Genomic DNA, 18,632 nt, shown 5'->3' on the forward strand with positions numbered 1-18,632 from the left:
TTAGATATGATGGTTTAGATTTTTGGTTAATTATCTATGCTTTAGCAAAAGCGATTTAGTGGAACGAAGCTTTCTTATTTGGATGGATTAGTGTCACTTTATAACTGGGATAATCTGCTTTGTAATTTATATAATCAAAAACAAAAAAGGTGATCTGTTGCCAGATCACCTTTTTTAACAAATTAAAAATACTAAAATTAAATCAGATCGAAACGGTCAAGGTTCATCACTTTGGTCCAAGCTGCAACAAAGTCCTTAACAAATTTTTCTTGCGAATCGACACAGCCATAAACTTCAGCAATAGCTCTCAGTTCAGAGTTTGAACCAAAAATAAGATCTACACGCGTACCAATCCATTTAATTGTACCAGTTTTACGGTCAGTACCCACAAACGCATCATCAGATTCTGAAACAGCTTTCCAAGTTGTACCTAAATCAAGTAAGTTTACAAAGAAATCATTTGTTAAAACCTCTGGACGTTTTGTGAATATTCCAGTTTGAGAGTGATCAAAATTCGTATTCAAGACACGCATTCCACCAACAAGAGCTGTCATTTCTGGCACTGTCAATGTCAACAATTGCGCTTTATCGATGAGCATTTCCTCGGCTGAAACCGTATATTTTGTCTTAACGTAATTACGGAAACCATCTGCTTGAGGCTCAAGTACTGCAAATGATTCAACATCAGTTTGTTCTTGTAAAGCATCTGTTCTTCCTGAAGTAAACGGAACTTTAACATCATGATTAGCATTTTGTGCTGCTTTTTCAATTCCTGCATTTCCACCTAAAACTATTAAATCAGCAATTGATACTTGCTTGCCACCAGTATTAGCAGTGTTAAATTCTTTTTGAATTTCTTCCAATTTCGCAATTACTTGTTGTAATTGAGAAGGATTATTTACTTTCCAATCTTTTTGAGGTTCTAAACGAATACGAGCCCCGTTTGCTCCACCACGTTTATCAGAACCACGGAAAGTCGATGCTGAAGCCCATGCAGTTGACACCAATTGAGAAATTGACAATCCTGAAGCTAATATTGTTGCTTTTAGAAAATCAATATCTTGATCGTCTATTAGTTGATGATTAACTGCAGGAATAGGATCTTGCCAGATCAGATCTTCAGCAGGAATTTCTGGTCCTAAATAACGGGTTTTTGGACCTAGATCACGGTGGGTCAACTTAAACCAAGCTCGAGCAAACGCAGCATTGAATTCTGCAGGATTCGCTAGAAAACGTCTTGATATTTTTTCATAAGCAGGGTCAAATCGTAATGATAAATCGGTAGTCAACATAAAAGGTTGGTGACTTAATGATGGATTGTGAGCATCTGGCACTAAACCAGCACCTGCTCCATCTTTTGGTTTCCACTGAAACGCACCTGCTGGACTTTTGGTTAATTCCCATTCATAACCAAATAAATTTTCGAAATAATTATTACTCCATTTAGATGGAGTAGTAGTCCATGCGCCTTCTAAACCACTAGTAATTGTGTCTCCACCTTTACCAGTACCGTAACTATTTTTCCAACCTTGACTTTGTTCTTCAATACTTGCTCCCGAAGGTTCTGCACTAACATATTTCTCTGGATCTGCAGCACCATGCGTTTTACCCAAAGTATGTCCGCCGGCACTTAAAGCAACAGTCTCTTCGTCATTCATTGCCATTCGGGCAAATGTCTCACGAATATCATGTGCCGCCAATACTGGATCTGGGTTTCCGTTTGGTCCTTCTGGATTAACATAAATTAATCCCATTTGAACCGCAGCAAGAGGTTGTTCCAATTCGCGTTCAGTATTGTAACGACCGTCGCCTAACCACTCATTTTCAGAACCCCAATAAATATCTTCGTTTGGTTCCCATACATCTTCACGTCCACCAGCGAAACCAAAAGTTTCAAAACCAGCCGACTCTAAGGCACAATTACCAGTTAAAATTAATAAATCAGCCCAAGAAATTTTTCTGCCGTATTTTTGTTTAATTGGCCACAACAGTAGCCTAGCTTTATCTAAGTTAGCATTGTCTGGCCAGCTGTTTAGCGGAGCAAAACGTTGTGTTCCAGCTCCAGAACCACCACGTCCGTCTGCTATACGATATGTACCTGCACTGTGCCAAGCCATTCTGATGAATAATCCACAGTAGGATCCATAATCGGCTGGCCACCAGTCTTGTGAAGTTGTCATTAAATCCGTAATGTCCTGTTTCAATGCAGCAAAATCTAACGATTTAAATTCTTCTGCGTAATTGAAAGTTTCTCCCATTGGGTTCGACGCTGCAGAGTGTTGACGCAAAATATTTAATTTCAATTGATTTGGCCACCAGTCACGATTTGCCGGAGCAGAACCGGCGCCTTGTTTTGCGTGAGTTCCAGCGCTGGCACCATGATTAAATGGACATTTGCTTTCGCTGTTCACATTATAAGACGATGTGGTTGGCTTTGAATTATTTTCCATAGTTTACTTGATTTTTATTTACTTGAATGCGAATTTACTACAAACCATCCTTATCTGATTTTATTTTCAATAGATAAAAACTATAACGAATTATAGTGTTAGTGATGCATAAATACACCAAAAACGTTTAATTAATTGATTATGAGTCGATAATGTTATTTTTTCATCACATGAAGTTTATAAATTCGTAATAATTATACTGTTGACTTTTACTATTTTTTTTAAATAGGAATAAAATGCTGAATCATTATTAAAGAATAAAGGGCTTGTTTTCCCAAGTTTCCTGAAAACTTAAAAATAAATCATAATTTAGTACTAAATCCTAGTAATCCAATAAGCTGTTAGCAGTAACTTTAACCAAAAAAACTATGAGTTTATTTGAATCTAAAAACAATAATGACCAAAATTCCATAAATTCCGATACTGAAGCTTGGGTTGGAATTTTATATTCGTGCCTTTCTGCCGATAATCAAATTACCGATTCAGAAACCGCAACATTATCGAGAATATTGCATTATAAACAAAAATTTATCGGAATTGATGTCGCTTCTCTTTATGCAAAATCATACCATTTAAGAACGGAAATGGGACAATTGAACTACATTTCGGCCTGTTGTAAATTAATTGAAAAAGCTGATAAAGAAACAGTATTTGCTCTTGCATTGGAAGTTTTACTTGCCGACGGAACATTGGAAAAAGAAGAAAAAAACGTAATAGAAGTTTTATCCAATCACTTAAAAATAGAAGCTGGAATGACCAGTAAAATAATTGAGGTGATTTTCCTGAAAAATAAAGGGAATATTAAAGGAATATAAATTGACAGTTCTACCACATTAATTACTTAAAGCCAGTCAGATCTATTTTACCGTTAGGTTAAATGAATAAGAGCATTTCAAATTTGAAATGCTCTTATTCATTTAAAAACAGATCTACATCAAATCGTTTATTATATCGGCATCCGATTAGGGTCACTACAAGTTGATGTTTTTGCTGTCAAATGAATCCTTTCTAGGTAAATTAGTATGCGTGCATATTATTCAAAATAATTGCTTATTTTTGGGATATAACACAAAAAAAGATGCATTACGATTTTGATTACATAATAATAGGAAGCGGATTTGGAGGTTCAGTAAGTGCCTTACGACTTTCTGAAAAAGGATACAAAGTTTTAGTAATTGAAAAAGGTAAATGGTACCAATCCGAAGATTTTGCCAAAACTAATTGGAACCTACGGAAATGGTTGTGGATGCCTTCTCTACGTTTCTTTGGTATCATGAAAATGAGTATTTTCAGGCATATTGTAATTATATCGGGAACAGGGGTTGGTGGTGGTTCTTTAGTGTATGCGAATACTTTGCCCATACCAAAATCCGCATTTTATAAATCAGGAAGTTGGAGCGAATTAGAAGATTGGGAAACTGAACTAAAACCATTTTATCAAAAAGCGCTCATCATGCTTGGCGCGTCCAGAAATCCCAAATTGTTTGACGGTGATATTGCATTAAAACAATTGGCTAAAGAAATTGGGAAAGAAGATCAATTTGAACATCCTGATGTTGCGATTTTTTTTGGAAAACAAGGGGTGAAAGTAAAGGATCCCTATTTTGATGGTAAAGGTCCTGAAAGAGCTGGGTGCAATTTTTGCGGAGGGTGCATGACGGGTTGCAGACATAATGCTAAAAACACACTTGATAAAAATTATCTTTATTTAGCACAAAATAATGGTGCTGAAATCCTCGCCGAAAATGAGGTTTATGATGTTTTGCCAATTGACAATAAAGATGGGTCTACAGGTTATAAAATTGCTGTAAAATCGAGCACAAAATTTTTTGGATCTAAAAAACAATTTACTTCAAAAGGAGTAATTTTTTCAGGAGGAGTATTAGGTACTATTAAATTACTGCTTAAATTAAAGACGAAATCACTTCCGTTATTGTCAGATAAACTCGGCGCTGATATACGAACCAATAATGAAACGCTAATTAGTGTTTCCTCGTTAGACAAAACTAAAAATTTATCAAAAGGAGTAGCTATCGGCAGTCTTCTGGAAACGGACGACAATAGCCATCTTGAAATTGTGAGGTATTCGGAAGGATCTGGTTTCTGGAAATTATTTCATTTGCCTTTGTCTAATGGTAAAAACACTTTGGAACGAATGGCAAACATGACGCGGCAAGTGGTAAAATATCCGTTGTCCTATTTCAAAATTTATTGGGTAAACAGTTGGTCAAAAAGTACTACTGTTTTATTATTCATGCAATCAGTAGACAGTACTTTAAAATTTAGAAACAACTATTTTGGCGGAATGTCTTCGATTATAGGTACTGGATTAAAACCGTCAGCTTACATTCCGGAGTCTATTGCTTTAACAGAAAAATACAGCAAAATAATTAATGGTAAAGCAACTTCATTTATTTTAGAATCCGTAGCAGGAATTCCGTCAACTGCTCATGTATTGGGAGGTGCTGTTATGGGGAAAGACCGCTCTGTTGGGGTAATTAATCAAAACAATGAAGTTTTTGGATACCATAATATGTTGGTCATTGACGGTTCTATGATATCTGCAAATCCGGGAGTTAATCCGTCACTTTCCATCACTGCAATTGCAGAACGAGCCATGCATCAGATTCCTTATGCTGCTGAAAGAGTGGATTTTTGAAATTTCACGCTAACTAGAGGAGTTAATAAATGAATCCCTATTATTTTTTCTTCCGAATGTTTCATTATTAAATTAATTGCCTAATTTAGAGTGCTTAAGCAGCAACATAATTTTATTTTAATTCAGGACCGCAAGCGTCTTTAAAACAATTCAATTATCAAAAAGAAAATCAAAATAGCGAAAGAAAATATTCACGAAAGACTGCATCGGGAGCCCATTTTGACACATCCCCGATTGAAGTTTATCCCTAACATTGTGCTGAACCTTATTAGCTTTTTTATCACATTTGCAGTGGCAGGAACGATATTTTATTTCCTCATCAATTATTTGATAACGAAATTTTATCATTTGGAATAAAAAAAAAGAAGTGTTTCAAAAATTGAAATTGAGTATAAAATTGATATTACTCATATTCGTTTTATTCAAAATATAATTTTTGTTAGTATAGTTTTCTCCCGCATTGAACTTGTGTACATACAATAATTGCGCATCAAAACCTTTTAGCAATCCTTGAAATTGGTAGCGAACATCAGCATTGGTCTGCAAATAAGAAGGCAATCCGTATTTATTTAATGCAACGTTTTTCACATCCGGTAAATCAAAATAACCTACCGCCAAATTTGATTTGAATGTCTTTTTAGGATTCGTATATTGTATTTTGGTCGTTACCGCATGCACATCTCCAAATCCTTCATTCCGTTCTCTGGCCATAAAGGTGTAAAACGGGTCTCGTCCCCATTCTCTTGGCATTAAATACCTTCCTTTAGCAGTTATTCGGTTGTAATTTAAAGTAATTTCTATTTTTTTATTCTGCCAGCCTAATCTTCCGCCAAAAGTTTGCGAATTGCCATTTTTTTCAAAATAGGTTTTGCGTGGATTTTCATTTCCGCCGAAATTCAAGGCATTTTGGTAAATTGTCTGAAATCCGAAAAGCAGTTTCGAGTTTGGATTTAAATTGTATTTATAGTCCATTTGGAATAGTGCCGAATTGAATATATTCTCTACGTATTGATTCCACAAAAGTGTTTTTAAATTTTTTATCGATTCATTTTGTATACCAACAATATAAATTCCGTCACTGTCTAAATTCCCTGCATAATCGGATTTTGTTCCGTCGGGATTGACGCCTGTTGGGTAAATTCCTATGGATTCTCCAACTCTGAAATATTTCATGGTACTTCGTGGTGAAATTCCGTATAGGTAACCTACATTTATTTTAGTTTTTTTCAGTTCATTAAAATCGATCCATATTCCATCGACTTCAGTAGGCCGCATTCTGCCGTCCTGCAAATTTATGAAAGACGTATTCAGTAGTTGTTTTCCAAAGGTTACATTAGAATTTTTGTAGTTGTATTTTAAATATAATTCTTCTAACCGGCTTAAATTGCCTTTACTTGATATGTTTTGTAAATCAAAAAGCGCTACTTCGTATCTGTTGGATAAATTTGTTACCGGATCTTTTTTAGAAAAATCAGAAGAACCGACATCATAAATGTAATAACCGCTGACACCAAATTGAAAATTATGAAATTTAGCCGTTTCAAACTTTACACCGCCACCAAGAGCATTGGCATAATAATCAGATAAGCCAGTTTCATTGTTGGTACTCATAAAAAAATAGCGAAAATGGCCGCTGAAGTTTCCGTTTTTGAAAGCATTTAAAATCGAGGTGGAATCGATTTTTTCATTATTTTGTTCTTTCCAAACGCTTGGTTTATCCGAAACTTCCTGATGTTGTGCCAAGGAATGGAAACTTATTAAAAGTAAAAAAGTTGAGATTAATATAGAGAAAAAAGATTTCATTTGTAAGTCTTTAATTTTTTTACAAAAATAATCTGAGTCCTATAAATGGGAGGTAACTTTTATCACATTGGCCCAAAAAATAAAGCCGAATGTTTAAACATTCGACTTTATGACTTAATTACTATGTGAAAGTATAATCAACACCGGTAACTTGAGTTAAGAGTGTTTCAGGAGCATCAAGAATTATTGCGTTTTTTTGCGGTGTTGGTGTAACAGGAGATTTTTGTTTTAAATAATCTCGCATTACCGAATGTAAGGTTGAATTTGTGTTTTTGGCATCCATGACACCTTTCATTCTGCAAAGCACGTCCACAGGATCTCCGTCACGCTCACAGGCCATGATTGAATACAATTTATCAGGATCTAATGGCATATTTTTCACCGTAATACTTTGAACTCTTTTGTCCATTTCTGCAAAAGCATTAAAGCGCACTACCATTCCTTTGAATTTCACCACCCATCCACCAAAGCGTTTAGAAGCGTCCTCAGCAAAAACATTGTTAAATTCTTTTTCCAGCCAGTTTTTCAATTGCTTTCCGGTTACTTTGGCTGTTCTTACGGTGCTGTCAACTGGTAACATATCAAAAATAAATCCGTTTGTAATAGCAATATTTCCGGTTTGATCTGGTGTAGTTTTTGGTGGACAAAAGCGGAAGCCATTAGAAAGATTAATGTCAATATCAGGGAATTTCCAGTTTAAGGCATTCAGAATCATAGTATCAATAGGATTTTCGACCACAAAATAGCGGTACAAAGGAATTGTGCTGTATCCAATAACCTTATTGATTTGTTCTAAATAAATGGATTCTTTTTCTTTCAATAATTTTTCGATTTTAGCATCGGGTTTTATTTTTGGAGAATCTACTTCTATTAATTCATAATTGTCATCAATGACTTTTCCGTTAAGAATAGTTAAATCTAATTTTCCAATAAACGAACCAAATGCTCCCGGTTCCACCACTTTTGAGTACTTACAAACAATTGGTTTACGAACTCTTTCGTGTGTGTCGCCACCCAAAATGTAGTTTACACCTTCACATTCCCGTCGGTTTGCCAATGCTATTTGCTGCGATAATCCCAAATGTGCAATTATAATTACATAACTGCATTGTTCCTGATTTCGTAATACATCTACATAATGAGCCAGATTTTCTTCGGGATTGGTATATAAAATTCCTTTGCTATAATTTGGGCTTTGTCGCGACGGCACTAAAGGATCGGTGTAGCCTAGAAAACCAATTTTTGCTCCGGCAATATTCCAAATGGTGTACGGCTGAAAAATAAGTTCGCCACGTTTCCCTTCGCCTAAATCATGGTACATATTGGTACAGATTTTTGGTGCATCCAGAGAACCTAACAACGTTTGCATCTTTCTTTTTCCATAAATTACTTCCCAATTCCCTGGAAGATATAAGTCGTAATTCAACGCATTTAAAATTGGAACAAAAGCTTCACCAGTAGTTTCTACACTTAATTCGCTACCTTGAAACATGTCGCCGGTGTCAATGGTATAGGTATTTGGGTTTTTCTTTTTCAGTTGTTTCAGTAAAGTTGCCATGTAGGCATAACCGCCCGTTTTTCTAAAAACAGCTTTCCCATTTTCCCAAAATAACTCATCATGCGGATGAATCTGACAATGCACATCAGTGGTTTGAAGAATAGTAATCGTTTGCGGTTTGCTTTGGTCGATTGCTGCATCCAATTTAAGTTCGTCGATTTGATTAGAATTTGCAATAGCGGAAATAGGTGAAATAATCGCTGCACCCAGACTTAAGGTCCCTACTGATTTTAGAAAATTTCTTCGGTTATTGCTCATCTATTTTAGGTTTTTAGCAGATTTTTATAGGAAAAACTACAGCCTAATTCATGGTGTAGCAGGGTACAAAACACAATTTACATTTTTACTTTAGAATCCGCCCTTAATGTACGTCCAGCCTTGTTCTTGTTTTTCTACAATTTCTGCTATTCCTACTGGTACATATTCTACTTCTGAAATCAATTGTTCTTTAGTTACTTTTTGACTTTTCAAAGTGTTTTCGCATACTAAAAAACGAACGCCTTTAGCCCGAAGTGCTTTTATTGCTTGTATTTGCTTTGATTTCTCTGACATTACAAATGGTAAACCCATGCTGTGAATCACCACCTCGTATTTTGACTTTGGCCAGTGCGTTGTTAGGTTTGTCAGCTGGTTTATCAATGCTTTTTGTTGTAAAGTATCAGCAGCATTGGTAAACTGAAAAACGATCTTGTGTTTGTTTGGCTTTTTTTGTGCCATCGAAACAATGGAAATCATACTCAATGCAAGAACAAATAAAATGGTTAGGTTTTTCATAATTGGGTTTTTAAGATTATTTTTTTTCGTTTTTCTTTTTTTCGGCTTTTATTGTTTTGAAAGGTCCAAATTTATGTTGGGTTACCGTAAATGAATCTGAAAATGGACCGAAAGGATGATCCACCGGTTTTTTGGAAATATCGGGCCAGTCTTGACTTAAATCTTTCGACGGTCTTTCCAGATTTTCTACATAAGCAGCAATATCCCACGATTCTTCATCGGATAATTGAGGGTTTTCATAGGAGGCGCCCAATGGCATATTGAATTTTATGTATCCTGCAAAACGACTGATTCTAAACAATCCTGCACCACTATTATACGAATTTTTACCCCAAAGTGGTGGATACGTGTATTCTTTTTTATCCGCTGCCAAAATCCCCTCACCATTCTTTTGATGGCAGCTGGCACATTTGGCATCATATAGTGCTTTTCCTTTTACAGGATTAGCGGCGCGATCTAAATACTCCAAATCATAGATTCCAGAAGCATTTGCCTCTTTTCCTTTAGGAACTTTACTGCCAATATATTCAATGTATGCTATCATAGCCTTCATTTCCCTATTATCTTCTTTTAGCGGTTGACCGTTTAAGCTTCTTTCCATACAGTCATTCACTCTTTTGTATAGATTTTCCACCTGGCCGCTTCGCGCTCTCATTTTTGGATACATTGAATATACGGAACCATAATTGTTTCCCCACGGTTTTGTACCGGCATCCAAATGACAATTGTTGCAATTCATTCCATTAGTAATTTGTTTCACACTGCCATTTGGACCCAAGTATTTAGCCGTATGCGCAATTAGATCTTTGCCATATTCTACTTCTTGTTTTAAAGTTGAATCTTTAATCAGAGCAATATCAGCCGGTTTCCAGAATTTTGCCGTTTCATTTTGCAAAATCACTTTTTTTTCTGCGTCGACATAAAGGGAATCTATTTGCGTATCATTTTTTTGAAACCAAGCAGTGATTGATCTATTAAAAAACAAAACGACGAACAAAGCCATTACCAGGAAGATAATGGTTGTAAACAGATAAATTAGCCTTTTTACGAGCGATTTAAATTGGACTATATTTTGTTTTTCTGGATACATAAAGTATTAATGAGGCAGTTTATCTCTAAAATAACCATATACCCAAGTTCCCACTATTGCAAAAAACAGAGTAACAATCATCACTGTGGCACCCGTTCCAATTTGTGCAAATAATGGTCCAGGACAAGCTCCTGTTACTGCCCAACCCAATCCAAAGATAAGTCCTCCGTAGATTTGACCTTTGTTGAAAGTTTTGTCATGGAACTCGATTTTTTCTCCATAAATGGTTTTAATATTGAATTTTTTAATCAGAAAAACGGATATTATACCCACCACAACGGCGCTTCCTATTACACCATACATGTGAAAAGATTGGAAACGGAACATTTCCTGAATGCGATACCAACTGATAATTTCTGCTTTAATGAAAACAATACCAAACAAAATACCAATGATTAAATATTTTAAATTGTGGTACCACTTATGTTCTAATTGACTCTCATTGATACAAGAAGTATCTAAAGAACGCGTTTCGAAATCTGTATTTTGATCTTTAATGTTCATAATTCGTAATTTAAAGTGAAAGAATAAATGGTAAAATAACATTTGCCATAATCAATCCTCCAATGAAGAAACAACATGTTGCTATAAGCGATGGCATTTGTAAATTAGACAAACCGGAAATAGAGTGACCACTGGTACATCCTCCCGCATAGCGAGAACCAAAACCAATAAAAAAGCCACCAATAACCATCATAAAAAAGCCTCTGAGTGTAAATAAACTTTCCCACGAGAATAATTGTTCCGGTAACATTCCATAAATTTCAGTTATGCCGTAGCCTGCCAATTCGGTTTTTAGATTTCCATTAATATTAATTGGATTTGGATTTGACAAAGAGCTGTACGCGATCACACCACCCAATAAAATACCGAAAACGAAAAACATATTCCAGATTTCTTTTTTCCAATCGTATTTGAAAAATTTTATGTTTGCCGGTAAGCACATGGCGCAAGTGTGACGTAATGAGGCGCTAATTCCAAATGATTTGTTTCCAATGATTAACAAAGCCGGAACTGTAAGTCCAACTAATGGGCCTGCAATATACCAAGGCCAAGGCTCTCTGATTAATTCTAAAATTTCCATATTTATTTTTTTATAACCACAAAGATTAAATTTATAAATGAGTAGTTATGTTACTTTTGTCACACAAGAAAAAAAAAGTAAAAATGACAATGATTTTATTTTTTTAATAACTCGTCTAGCATTTCTCGGAACGAATCACTATTCCAATTTGCTGTTCCAATTTTGGCTACGATTACATTTCCTGATTGATTAATAAGATAAGTTGCCGGAATTGTCGCCGATTCCATTTCTAATGGAGGATTGGTTACCGATTGATACACAGGAAGCGTCAGATTTTCTTTAATCATAAAAGCATTTGCTTTTTCGAAGGAATCCGTTGTCACAAACAAAAAGACTATTTTATCTTGATAATCAACATATAATTTTTGAATGCTTGGCATTTCGGCAATACAAGGTGGACACCAAGTGGCCCAGAAATTAATGAATACTATTTTTCCTTTGTATGCTTCCAATGAGACAATCTTTCCGGTGGCGTCTTTTAATTGCCATTGATAATTGGAAAGCATTTTTTGATCTGTTACCGCAATTGTTTTGGGTGAAAAGGCAATTAATCGGTTCAGTTGTACTTTTACAAAAGTGCCCAACGGACTGAACAGAAGCAATGCTATTAACACGATAAAAACAATGTTTTGGATAGTGGATTTTTTTGGCGTTTTCCAGTTCATTTTTTATTTTTTTGAATTATTACTTTCTCAAAAGAAAGAATCTCTTTGTTTTAGCTTTATACTTTATTTTAAATTTAACCATTCATTTGTTCCACCGCAAAGCCAGTTTGCATTTTATCCCATTTCTTTTAAAAGTTTAGCTCCATCCATCGATCTTCCTCCACCTTTTCCACAAGCTGTAATAATTTTACAATTTTTTTTGATTTGATGTATTTGGTTTTCAATTTCTGCCAAAGTAATATTTCTGGCTTCCGGAATATGATTATTTTCGAATTCTTCTTTGGAACGGACATTAATAATCTGTATTTTTTCATTTTGCTGAAGCGCTTGTTTTACTACTTCAACTTGAATGCATTCATTTGAGGAGCTATCTATTTCTTTCATGTCTTTTGAATCAGTTAGTTGTTTTTTGTAAATGGTCTTTTGGCATTCGAACTTTGATTATTACTGATGATGCAATGGTGATAACTCCTATCAATATAATGGCATAATTTACACCGAATAAATCAGCTGTTATTCCTGAAATAATCGCGCCTATCGCATATCCTAAATCCCTCCAAAGCCTGAATGTACCAATACTTTCTGCTCTCTGATGCGGATTTGTCGCCTGTGCAATGGCGGATAAAAAAGTAGGATAAACTAACGCCGTTCCTAAACCCAAAAATGCTGAAATGGCGGCCAACTGATAGAATGCTGCAGCAAAAGGAATAAAAAGTATCGCAATTCCCTGAAGTAACATTCCCCAAAACAACATCTTTTTTTTCGAATAAACATCTGACATTTTTCCGGTTACCAATTGTCCAAAACCCCAAACGGTAGGATAAATAGCGGTTATAATTCCAATATTCTGTGAATCATAATTCAAAGAAAGCAACACAATAGGTAAAAGTCCCCAAATCATACCGTCATTCAGGTTATTGACTAATCCTGCTTGTGTTACGGCGCTTAATGTTTTGTTTTTGAAAGTGGTTTCCAGAAAAATATTATCTAATTTTTCAGTTTTATTCGTTGTGTTTTCTTGTTGAACAAATACTCTGGTGTCTTTCACAAAAAACAAAGTCAATAAAAAACCAATTATCGAAATCCCAATTCCCAAGTAAAAAGGGTAGGGCGTAATGCCATATTTTTGTGCAATGTAGCCTGACAGAAAAGCAACTAATCCAACGGCAAAATAACCGGCAAACTCGTTGAGTCCCATCGCAAGTCCACGATCTTTTTCTCCAACCAAATCAATTTTCATCACCACTGTACTGCTCCAGGTAAGTCCTTGACTAATTCCCAATAAAATATTGGCAAAAATCACCCAGTTCCAAGATTCTGCATAAATTAAAATAAAAGGAATGGGAATGGCCAGAATCCAACCGAATAAAAGCAAATTTTTTCTCCCGAAACGGTTCGCGAGTTTGCCCGTAAAATAATTGGTAATGGCTTTTGTAATTCCAAAGGCAACGATGAAAGAGAGTATAGCCGTTTTTGAAGCAATGCCAAATTCAATCTCAGCAAATTTTGGAATAATGGTTCGTTCCATTCCTATCATTCCGCCGACAAAGGCATTGACAATAACCAAAATAGTAAACTGTTTCCAATTTTCTTTCAGTCCAAGTTTGGTTGTATTTGTTTTCAATTGAGGTAATTTATTAATTTAAAATCTTCGTTTGAAAAAGAAGTTAGGACCAAAAAAGGGTAAGTTCTTATAATTTGTAATATTCTAATTGGTAGTCACCTATGTGTTTTTTATTTTCTGCGATGGATTTTTTGTGTTTAAAATAGTTCACGGTTCCAAAAACAAAAATGATAAATGAAGTGACAAAAAGTGCGATTTCAATCAGTAAACTATTTTCAATTTTGAGCAGATTTCTCAAACTCAAACCTGCAATCAAAAAATACATTGACGTTCTCAAAAAGGCAAGAAATGTGGATTGATTGGCCAAAGTTGTTCGTTGCAACGCTAATTTCTCTCTTAAAATTAAGTCTTTGTTTGCTGGTTTTTTCTCTTCCATAGCATTGTATGTGTGTAATTGTTTGCAAAAAGTAGTTAAGTCGTTTTTGTTTTTTAAAAAGCTAAAAATCATTAATTTTTTATAAAAAGACTATCAAATTTACACTTTATTTAAGTCAATTTGAAAAATCAAATGTTTTAAAGATATTTACTAAACCAATTACCAATTCAATCGCATTAATTTCGCTTAAATCTCTGCTGCTGCATAAATAAGGATGCAGCTTAAAACAAAAAATCTCTTATTTTAAACTGCACACTATTTTAAAACTATCGTTGTTTATTTACTTATAGCTTCGTTTACATCTTGCCAAGTACCGCCATTTGTAACGTTTTTGAAACCATTTTGCTCCAAAATCATTTTGGCTTGACCGCTGCGATTACCGCTTCGGCAGAAAACAATGATATGATCTTTTTCTTTGAATTTTTCCAATTGGCTCGCCACTTGATCCAAAGGAATATTCGTTGAACCTTTTACGTGACCTTCTGCGAATTCTGACGGTGTGCGAACATCTACGAGGAAAGCACCTTCTTTTATTATTTTTTCCATTTGTGTGGTGTCTTTTTTTGAAAATATATTTTTAAAAATTCCGAACATAATTGAGGTTTTTAGTATTCAATAGGATTATTTTGGCTCATCCACTCATTCATTCCCGGAGAATAGTTGAGCACATTTTTATAACCATTTCGCGCTAATAATGAATAGGCAATTGCTGCCCTGTCACCGCCTTGGCAATGGATTAATACTTTTTTATCTTTACTTATTTTGTCCAGATTATTTACCAAAGTACCTACAAATACATTGTCAGCTCCTTTGATGTGACCTGCATTGTATTCCGCAACACCGCGAAGGTCAACAACTTGAACATCTTTTTCTTGTTGTAAGGCTTTAAATTCTTCTATTGTAATTTGATTTACTTTCTCCAAAGAACCGCCATTTTCTTCCCATATTTTCGTAGAAGGAATGTACCCGTGGATGTTGTCTAATCCAATTCGCATTAGTTTTCTGGTCAAATCATCTAATTGTGATTCATCGGCAAGCAACATAAAAGGTTCTTCATACGTAAGAAACCATCCTGCCCAAGTGGCAAATGAATTATTGCCCTGAATGTTGATGCTTCCCGGAATAAATCCTTTAGAAAATTCCGTTTTATCCCTTGCATCAATCAATTTGATTCCTTTTTCTAAAGCTGCTGTTAATTCGCTATAATCCAGTTGTTTTAATTTTGGAACAGTTGTAAGAAGCGGACGATCAACTTTATTTAGTTTTTTCATCATCGCAAAATATTTTGGCGGTTCCGGTTGGTCTTCCAATAAATATTTTACAAATCCACTTTCATCATTTTTATGCTGAAAAGCCCAGTTTCTTATTTTTTCATATCCTACAGTGCTGCTTGGAACGGCTCCTAATGCTTTTCCACAAGCAGAACCTGCTCCATGACCTGGCCAGACTTGAATATAATCAGGCAATGCATCAAATTTATTAATGGATTGATACATTTGTTTGGCACCAATGTCTTGTGTTCCTTTCATTCCTGCTGCTTTTTCAAGCAAATCGGGTCTTCCTATATCTCCAACAAATACAAAGTCACCGGTAAACAACATTATGGGTTCATCGCTTGCGGGAGTATCTGTTAACAGAAAACTGATGCTTTCCGGAGTATGTCCAGGCGTGTGAACTACTTCGATTTTTAAGTTTCCTACTTTTAGAACATCACCATCTCTCACGTCAACATGAGGGAATTCATATTTCCAATCGGGCCCGCCTTCCGCTGAAAGGTACATTTCTGCTCCCGTCAAAGCGGCTAATTCTCTGGAACCAGCAAGGAAATCAGCATGAATGTGTGTTTCTAAAATATGAGTAATTTTCATATTGTTCTGCTTGGCAATTTCAAGGTAGGTGTCAACATCCCTTTTAGGATCAATAACTGCGGCTACACCTGCTTTTTGACAGCCAATAAAATAACTTGCCTGAGCAAGACTCTTGTCGTAAATGTGTTGAAAATACATATCGTTTTTTTTTAATTTCTAATTTATTGGACAAAATTAGGTCATGATTTTATTAAAATTGGTGACTAATGTTACATAGCGGTTTACAACTGAATTAATTTGCCTGTATGCACGTCATAACGCATAGAAATAATTTTAGTTTTATGTTCTTTTACAATTGAATTTTCCTGAACAAGCCTATTTGAATGTTCAATATTAGCATTGATACAACCTAATACATTGTCTTGTTTTGGCGTTTGTTTTTCGGCTTCCAGTTCCTCTTTTTCCTCTGCGATAGTTTCCACAATGTCATCAATGTGATTTAGGTGCTTTTTGTAATCATTATTTTTATCACCAATGTACGCTTTAATAGCACCACATTCTGTGTGTCCCAAAATGACGATTACTTTAACATCGAGGTGCTCAACTGCATATTCGACGCTCCCCAAATCAATATCAGAAATTAGGTTTCCAGCATTTCTGATTACGAATAAATCGCCTATCCCCTGATCGAACAGAATTTCAGGCGAAACTCTGCTGTCTGAGCAAGTGACTACAACGGCAAAAGGATGTTGTACGTTTTGATTTTCTAAAACTGATTTTTTATTTTGATGGGGATGAATTGTTTTTTCTTCTAAAAAGCGTTGATTCCCGGAAACTAATTTTTCTAATAAAGTTTGGTTTTTATTTTCTTCCAATTTTTTTGTATCAGTTTTATCACATCCGGTTGCAGCGAGCAACATCAAGAAGGAGACTAAAATTATTTTTTTCATTATCCTTTATCTATTAATTTTTTCAAAAATACTGACAGCAATGCTTTTGAATAGTGACTATTATCACTTTGGAACAAAAAAAAAGAGAACCTTTTCAGATTCTCTCTCTTTATATAGAACAAAACTTGTTTTATAATAATGTTGTCGGACATACATAATCCGTTTTTGAAAGACTTGTTTCTGTAATTTCTGTAAAACCGCCAATAACATCAACAAAATTATCCCAACCACGCATTTTTAGAATTGATGCCGCCAACATACTACGATAACCTCCGGCGCAATGCAGGATGAATGGTTTTTCTTTTGGAAATTCAGCCAAGTGACTGTTGATTTCGTTTAACGGAATATTTATTGCTCCAACCAAATGTTCCGATAAATATTCGCTTTTCTTTCTGACATCAAAAACGGGAATTTCCTCGTTTTTTAGTTTTTCTTCCAATTCTGTTGCAGTAATTCGGGTGAGTGTATTCACCTCTTTGCCCGCTTTTTTCCATGATTCAAAACCATCTTTTAAGTATCCAATTGTACTATCGTAACCTATTCGAGATAGACGAACCATACTTTCTTCTTCTTTTCCCGGCTCGGTAACTAACAGTATTTCTTGTTTAATATCGGGAATCATTTCGCCTACCCACATGGCAAAATTACCGTCTAAACCAATGTTAATGCTGTTTGGGATAAATCCATTTGCAAATTCTGATGCCAATCGGGTATCCAAAATTAAGGCACGAGTTTCATTGGCAATCAATTCAAACTCTTCCGGATTTAAAGGTTTATTTGCTTTTTTAAGAACAGCATCTAAACTTTCGTACCCATTGATGTTCATTAAAACATTAGCCGGAAAATAACCCGGAGGATTTGTTAATCCTGTTAGCACCGCAGTAACAAACTCATCTTCGTTCATTTTTGGGTTCAGGGCGTAGTTAGTTTTCTTTTGGTTCCCCAACGTATCGGTAGTTTCTTTACTCATCATTTTTCCGCAAGCGGAACCCGCTCCATGATTGGGATATACAATTAAATCATCAGACAAAGGCATGATTTTGTTTCGTAAGGATTGGTAAAGATGTCTGGCCAGTTTGTCTTGGGTCAAATCAGCCACAACGTGTTGCGCTAAATCGGGACGGCCTACATCTCCAATAAACAGGGTATCGCCAGTTATGATTCCGTGCTCTTTTCCGTTCTCGTCTATCAACAGAAAAGTAGTACTTTCCATGGTGTGTCCCGGCGTATGAATCACTTTTACTTTGCAGTTTCCAATTTCAAAAATTTGTCCGTCTTTGGCAGTAATAATTTCATAAGCCGGTTTCGCTGTTGGACCGTAAACAATTTTCGCATCTGTTTTATTGGCTAAATCCAAATGTCCCGAAACAAAATCAGCATGGAAATGGGTCAGAAAAACGTACTTAATTTTAGCATTGTCTTTAAATGCTCTGTCGATGTAAGGCTGTACTTCGCGTAATGGATCAAAAATGGCAGCCTCTCCGTTACTTTCTAAATAATAGGCTGCGTGAGCAATACATCCGGTATAAATTTGTTCGATTTTCATAATATTATGTTTTTTAAATTATTGATAGGGCAAAATTAGGGGGCACATTTTTAATCTAAAGTGATAATTATCATAAGAAAATAATTATTTTAGTATTAATTATAGTATGTGATAAATGTCACATAGCGATTTGAATTTGAATGCATTACAAGGTACAGGCAAAAAAAAGACCTCCAAATATGAAGGTCTTTTCTGTGTTTTTTTAAATGCAGATTAATGTGTTAGAACTACCAAATTCGTGTTGT

17 protein-coding genes are annotated in these 18,632 nt (G+C 35.2%); 2 read left to right on the forward strand and 15 right to left on the reverse strand.

What is annotated here, in order from left to right; all coding sequences use genetic code 11:
- Positions 1–197: 197 nt before the first annotated feature.
- On the reverse strand, positions 198–2,450 hold the full coding sequence (katG, locus tag ACP7AV_RS07530) for a catalase/peroxidase HPI (RefSeq protein ID WP_426091415.1): 2,253 nt from the start codon (positions 2,448–2,450) through the stop codon (positions 198–200).
- 368 nt (positions 2,451–2,818) lie between these two features.
- Here katG and ACP7AV_RS07535 point away from each other — a divergent pair, with 368 nt between their 5' ends.
- Both ACP7AV_RS07535 and ACP7AV_RS07540 read left to right on the forward strand, forming a co-directional pair.
- A complete protein-coding gene (locus ACP7AV_RS07535; protein ID WP_426091416.1) occupies positions 2,819–3,265 on the forward strand; it encodes a tellurite resistance TerB family protein in 447 nt (148 codons plus the stop codon).
- A gap of 263 nt (positions 3,266–3,528) precedes the next feature.
- The gene (locus ACP7AV_RS07540; protein WP_426091417.1) at positions 3,529–5,109 is read left to right on the forward strand and encodes a GMC oxidoreductase; all 1,581 of its coding nucleotides are present in this window, start codon (positions 3,529–3,531) and stop codon (positions 5,107–5,109) included.
- 372 nt (positions 5,110–5,481) lie between these two features.
- Here the strand turns inward: ACP7AV_RS07540 and ACP7AV_RS07545 are convergent, their stop codons facing one another.
- From ACP7AV_RS07545 to ACP7AV_RS07610, 14 genes are all read right to left on the reverse strand, one after another.
- Entirely contained in the window at positions 5,482–6,912 is a 1,431-nt protein-coding gene (locus ACP7AV_RS07545; RefSeq protein ID WP_426091418.1) for an OprD family outer membrane porin, read from the reverse strand.
- 121 nt (positions 6,913–7,033) lie between these two features.
- On the reverse strand, positions 7,034–8,728 hold the full coding sequence (locus ACP7AV_RS07550; protein ID WP_426091419.1) for a bifunctional metallophosphatase/5'-nucleotidase: 1,695 nt from the start codon (positions 8,726–8,728) through the stop codon (positions 7,034–7,036).
- Between the two features lie 90 nt (positions 8,729–8,818).
- Complete coding sequence (locus tag ACP7AV_RS07555) at positions 8,819–9,244, reverse strand: DsrE family protein (protein WP_426091420.1); 426 nt, start codon at positions 9,242–9,244, stop codon at positions 8,819–8,821.
- A 16-nt stretch (positions 9,245–9,260) separates the two neighbouring features.
- Positions 9,261–10,139 (reverse strand): c-type cytochrome, encoded by an 879-nt coding sequence (locus ACP7AV_RS07560; protein WP_426091421.1) that lies wholly within the window; start codon positions 10,137–10,139, stop codon positions 9,261–9,263.
- A gap of 201 nt (positions 10,140–10,340) precedes the next feature.
- Positions 10,341–10,838: a DUF6691 family protein gene (locus tag ACP7AV_RS07565; protein ID WP_091205541.1), complete on the reverse strand. Its 498-nt coding sequence runs from the start codon at positions 10,836–10,838 to the stop codon at positions 10,341–10,343.
- A 10-nt stretch (positions 10,839–10,848) separates the two neighbouring features.
- Positions 10,849–11,418, reverse strand: coding sequence for a YeeE/YedE family protein (locus tag ACP7AV_RS07570; RefSeq protein ID WP_426063946.1), 570 nt, complete (start codon positions 11,416–11,418; stop codon positions 10,849–10,851).
- Positions 11,419–11,513: 95 nt separating this feature from the next.
- Positions 11,514–12,083: a TlpA family protein disulfide reductase gene (locus ACP7AV_RS07575; RefSeq protein WP_426091422.1), complete on the reverse strand. Its 570-nt coding sequence runs from the start codon at positions 12,081–12,083 to the stop codon at positions 11,514–11,516.
- A 114-nt stretch (positions 12,084–12,197) separates the two neighbouring features.
- Positions 12,198–12,467 carry a rhodanese-like domain-containing protein gene (locus ACP7AV_RS07580; protein ID WP_426091423.1) on the reverse strand — a complete coding sequence of 90 codons (270 nt, stop codon included), beginning with the start codon at positions 12,465–12,467 and terminating at the stop codon, positions 12,198–12,200.
- Positions 12,468–12,477: 10 nt separating this feature from the next.
- Positions 12,478–13,707 (reverse strand): MFS transporter, encoded by a 1,230-nt coding sequence (locus ACP7AV_RS07585; RefSeq protein ID WP_426091424.1) that lies wholly within the window; start codon positions 13,705–13,707, stop codon positions 12,478–12,480.
- A gap of 67 nt (positions 13,708–13,774) precedes the next feature.
- Entirely contained in the window at positions 13,775–14,083 is a 309-nt protein-coding gene (locus ACP7AV_RS07590; RefSeq protein ID WP_091205548.1) for a DUF202 domain-containing protein, read from the reverse strand.
- Positions 14,084–14,359: 276 nt separating this feature from the next.
- Positions 14,360–14,677 (reverse strand): rhodanese-like domain-containing protein, encoded by a 318-nt coding sequence (locus tag ACP7AV_RS07595; RefSeq protein ID WP_426091425.1) that lies wholly within the window; start codon positions 14,675–14,677, stop codon positions 14,360–14,362.
- An 11-nt stretch (positions 14,678–14,688) separates the two neighbouring features.
- Complete coding sequence (locus ACP7AV_RS07600) at positions 14,689–16,089, reverse strand: MBL fold metallo-hydrolase (protein ID WP_426091426.1); 1,401 nt, start codon at positions 16,087–16,089, stop codon at positions 14,689–14,691.
- An 83-nt stretch (positions 16,090–16,172) separates the two neighbouring features.
- Positions 16,173–16,841 carry a carbonic anhydrase gene (locus ACP7AV_RS07605; protein WP_426091427.1) on the reverse strand — a complete coding sequence of 223 codons (669 nt, stop codon included), beginning with the start codon at positions 16,839–16,841 and terminating at the stop codon, positions 16,173–16,175.
- A 130-nt stretch (positions 16,842–16,971) separates the two neighbouring features.
- Positions 16,972–18,387, reverse strand: a complete 1,416-nt coding sequence (locus tag ACP7AV_RS07610) for an MBL fold metallo-hydrolase (protein ID WP_426091428.1) — start codon at positions 18,385–18,387, stop codon at positions 16,972–16,974.
- Between the last annotated feature and the right edge of the window lie 245 nt (positions 18,388–18,632).

The organism is Flavobacterium sp. DSR3-2 (assembly GCF_049896525.1).
Classification (GTDB): Bacteria; Bacteroidota; Bacteroidia; order Flavobacteriales; family Flavobacteriaceae; genus Flavobacterium.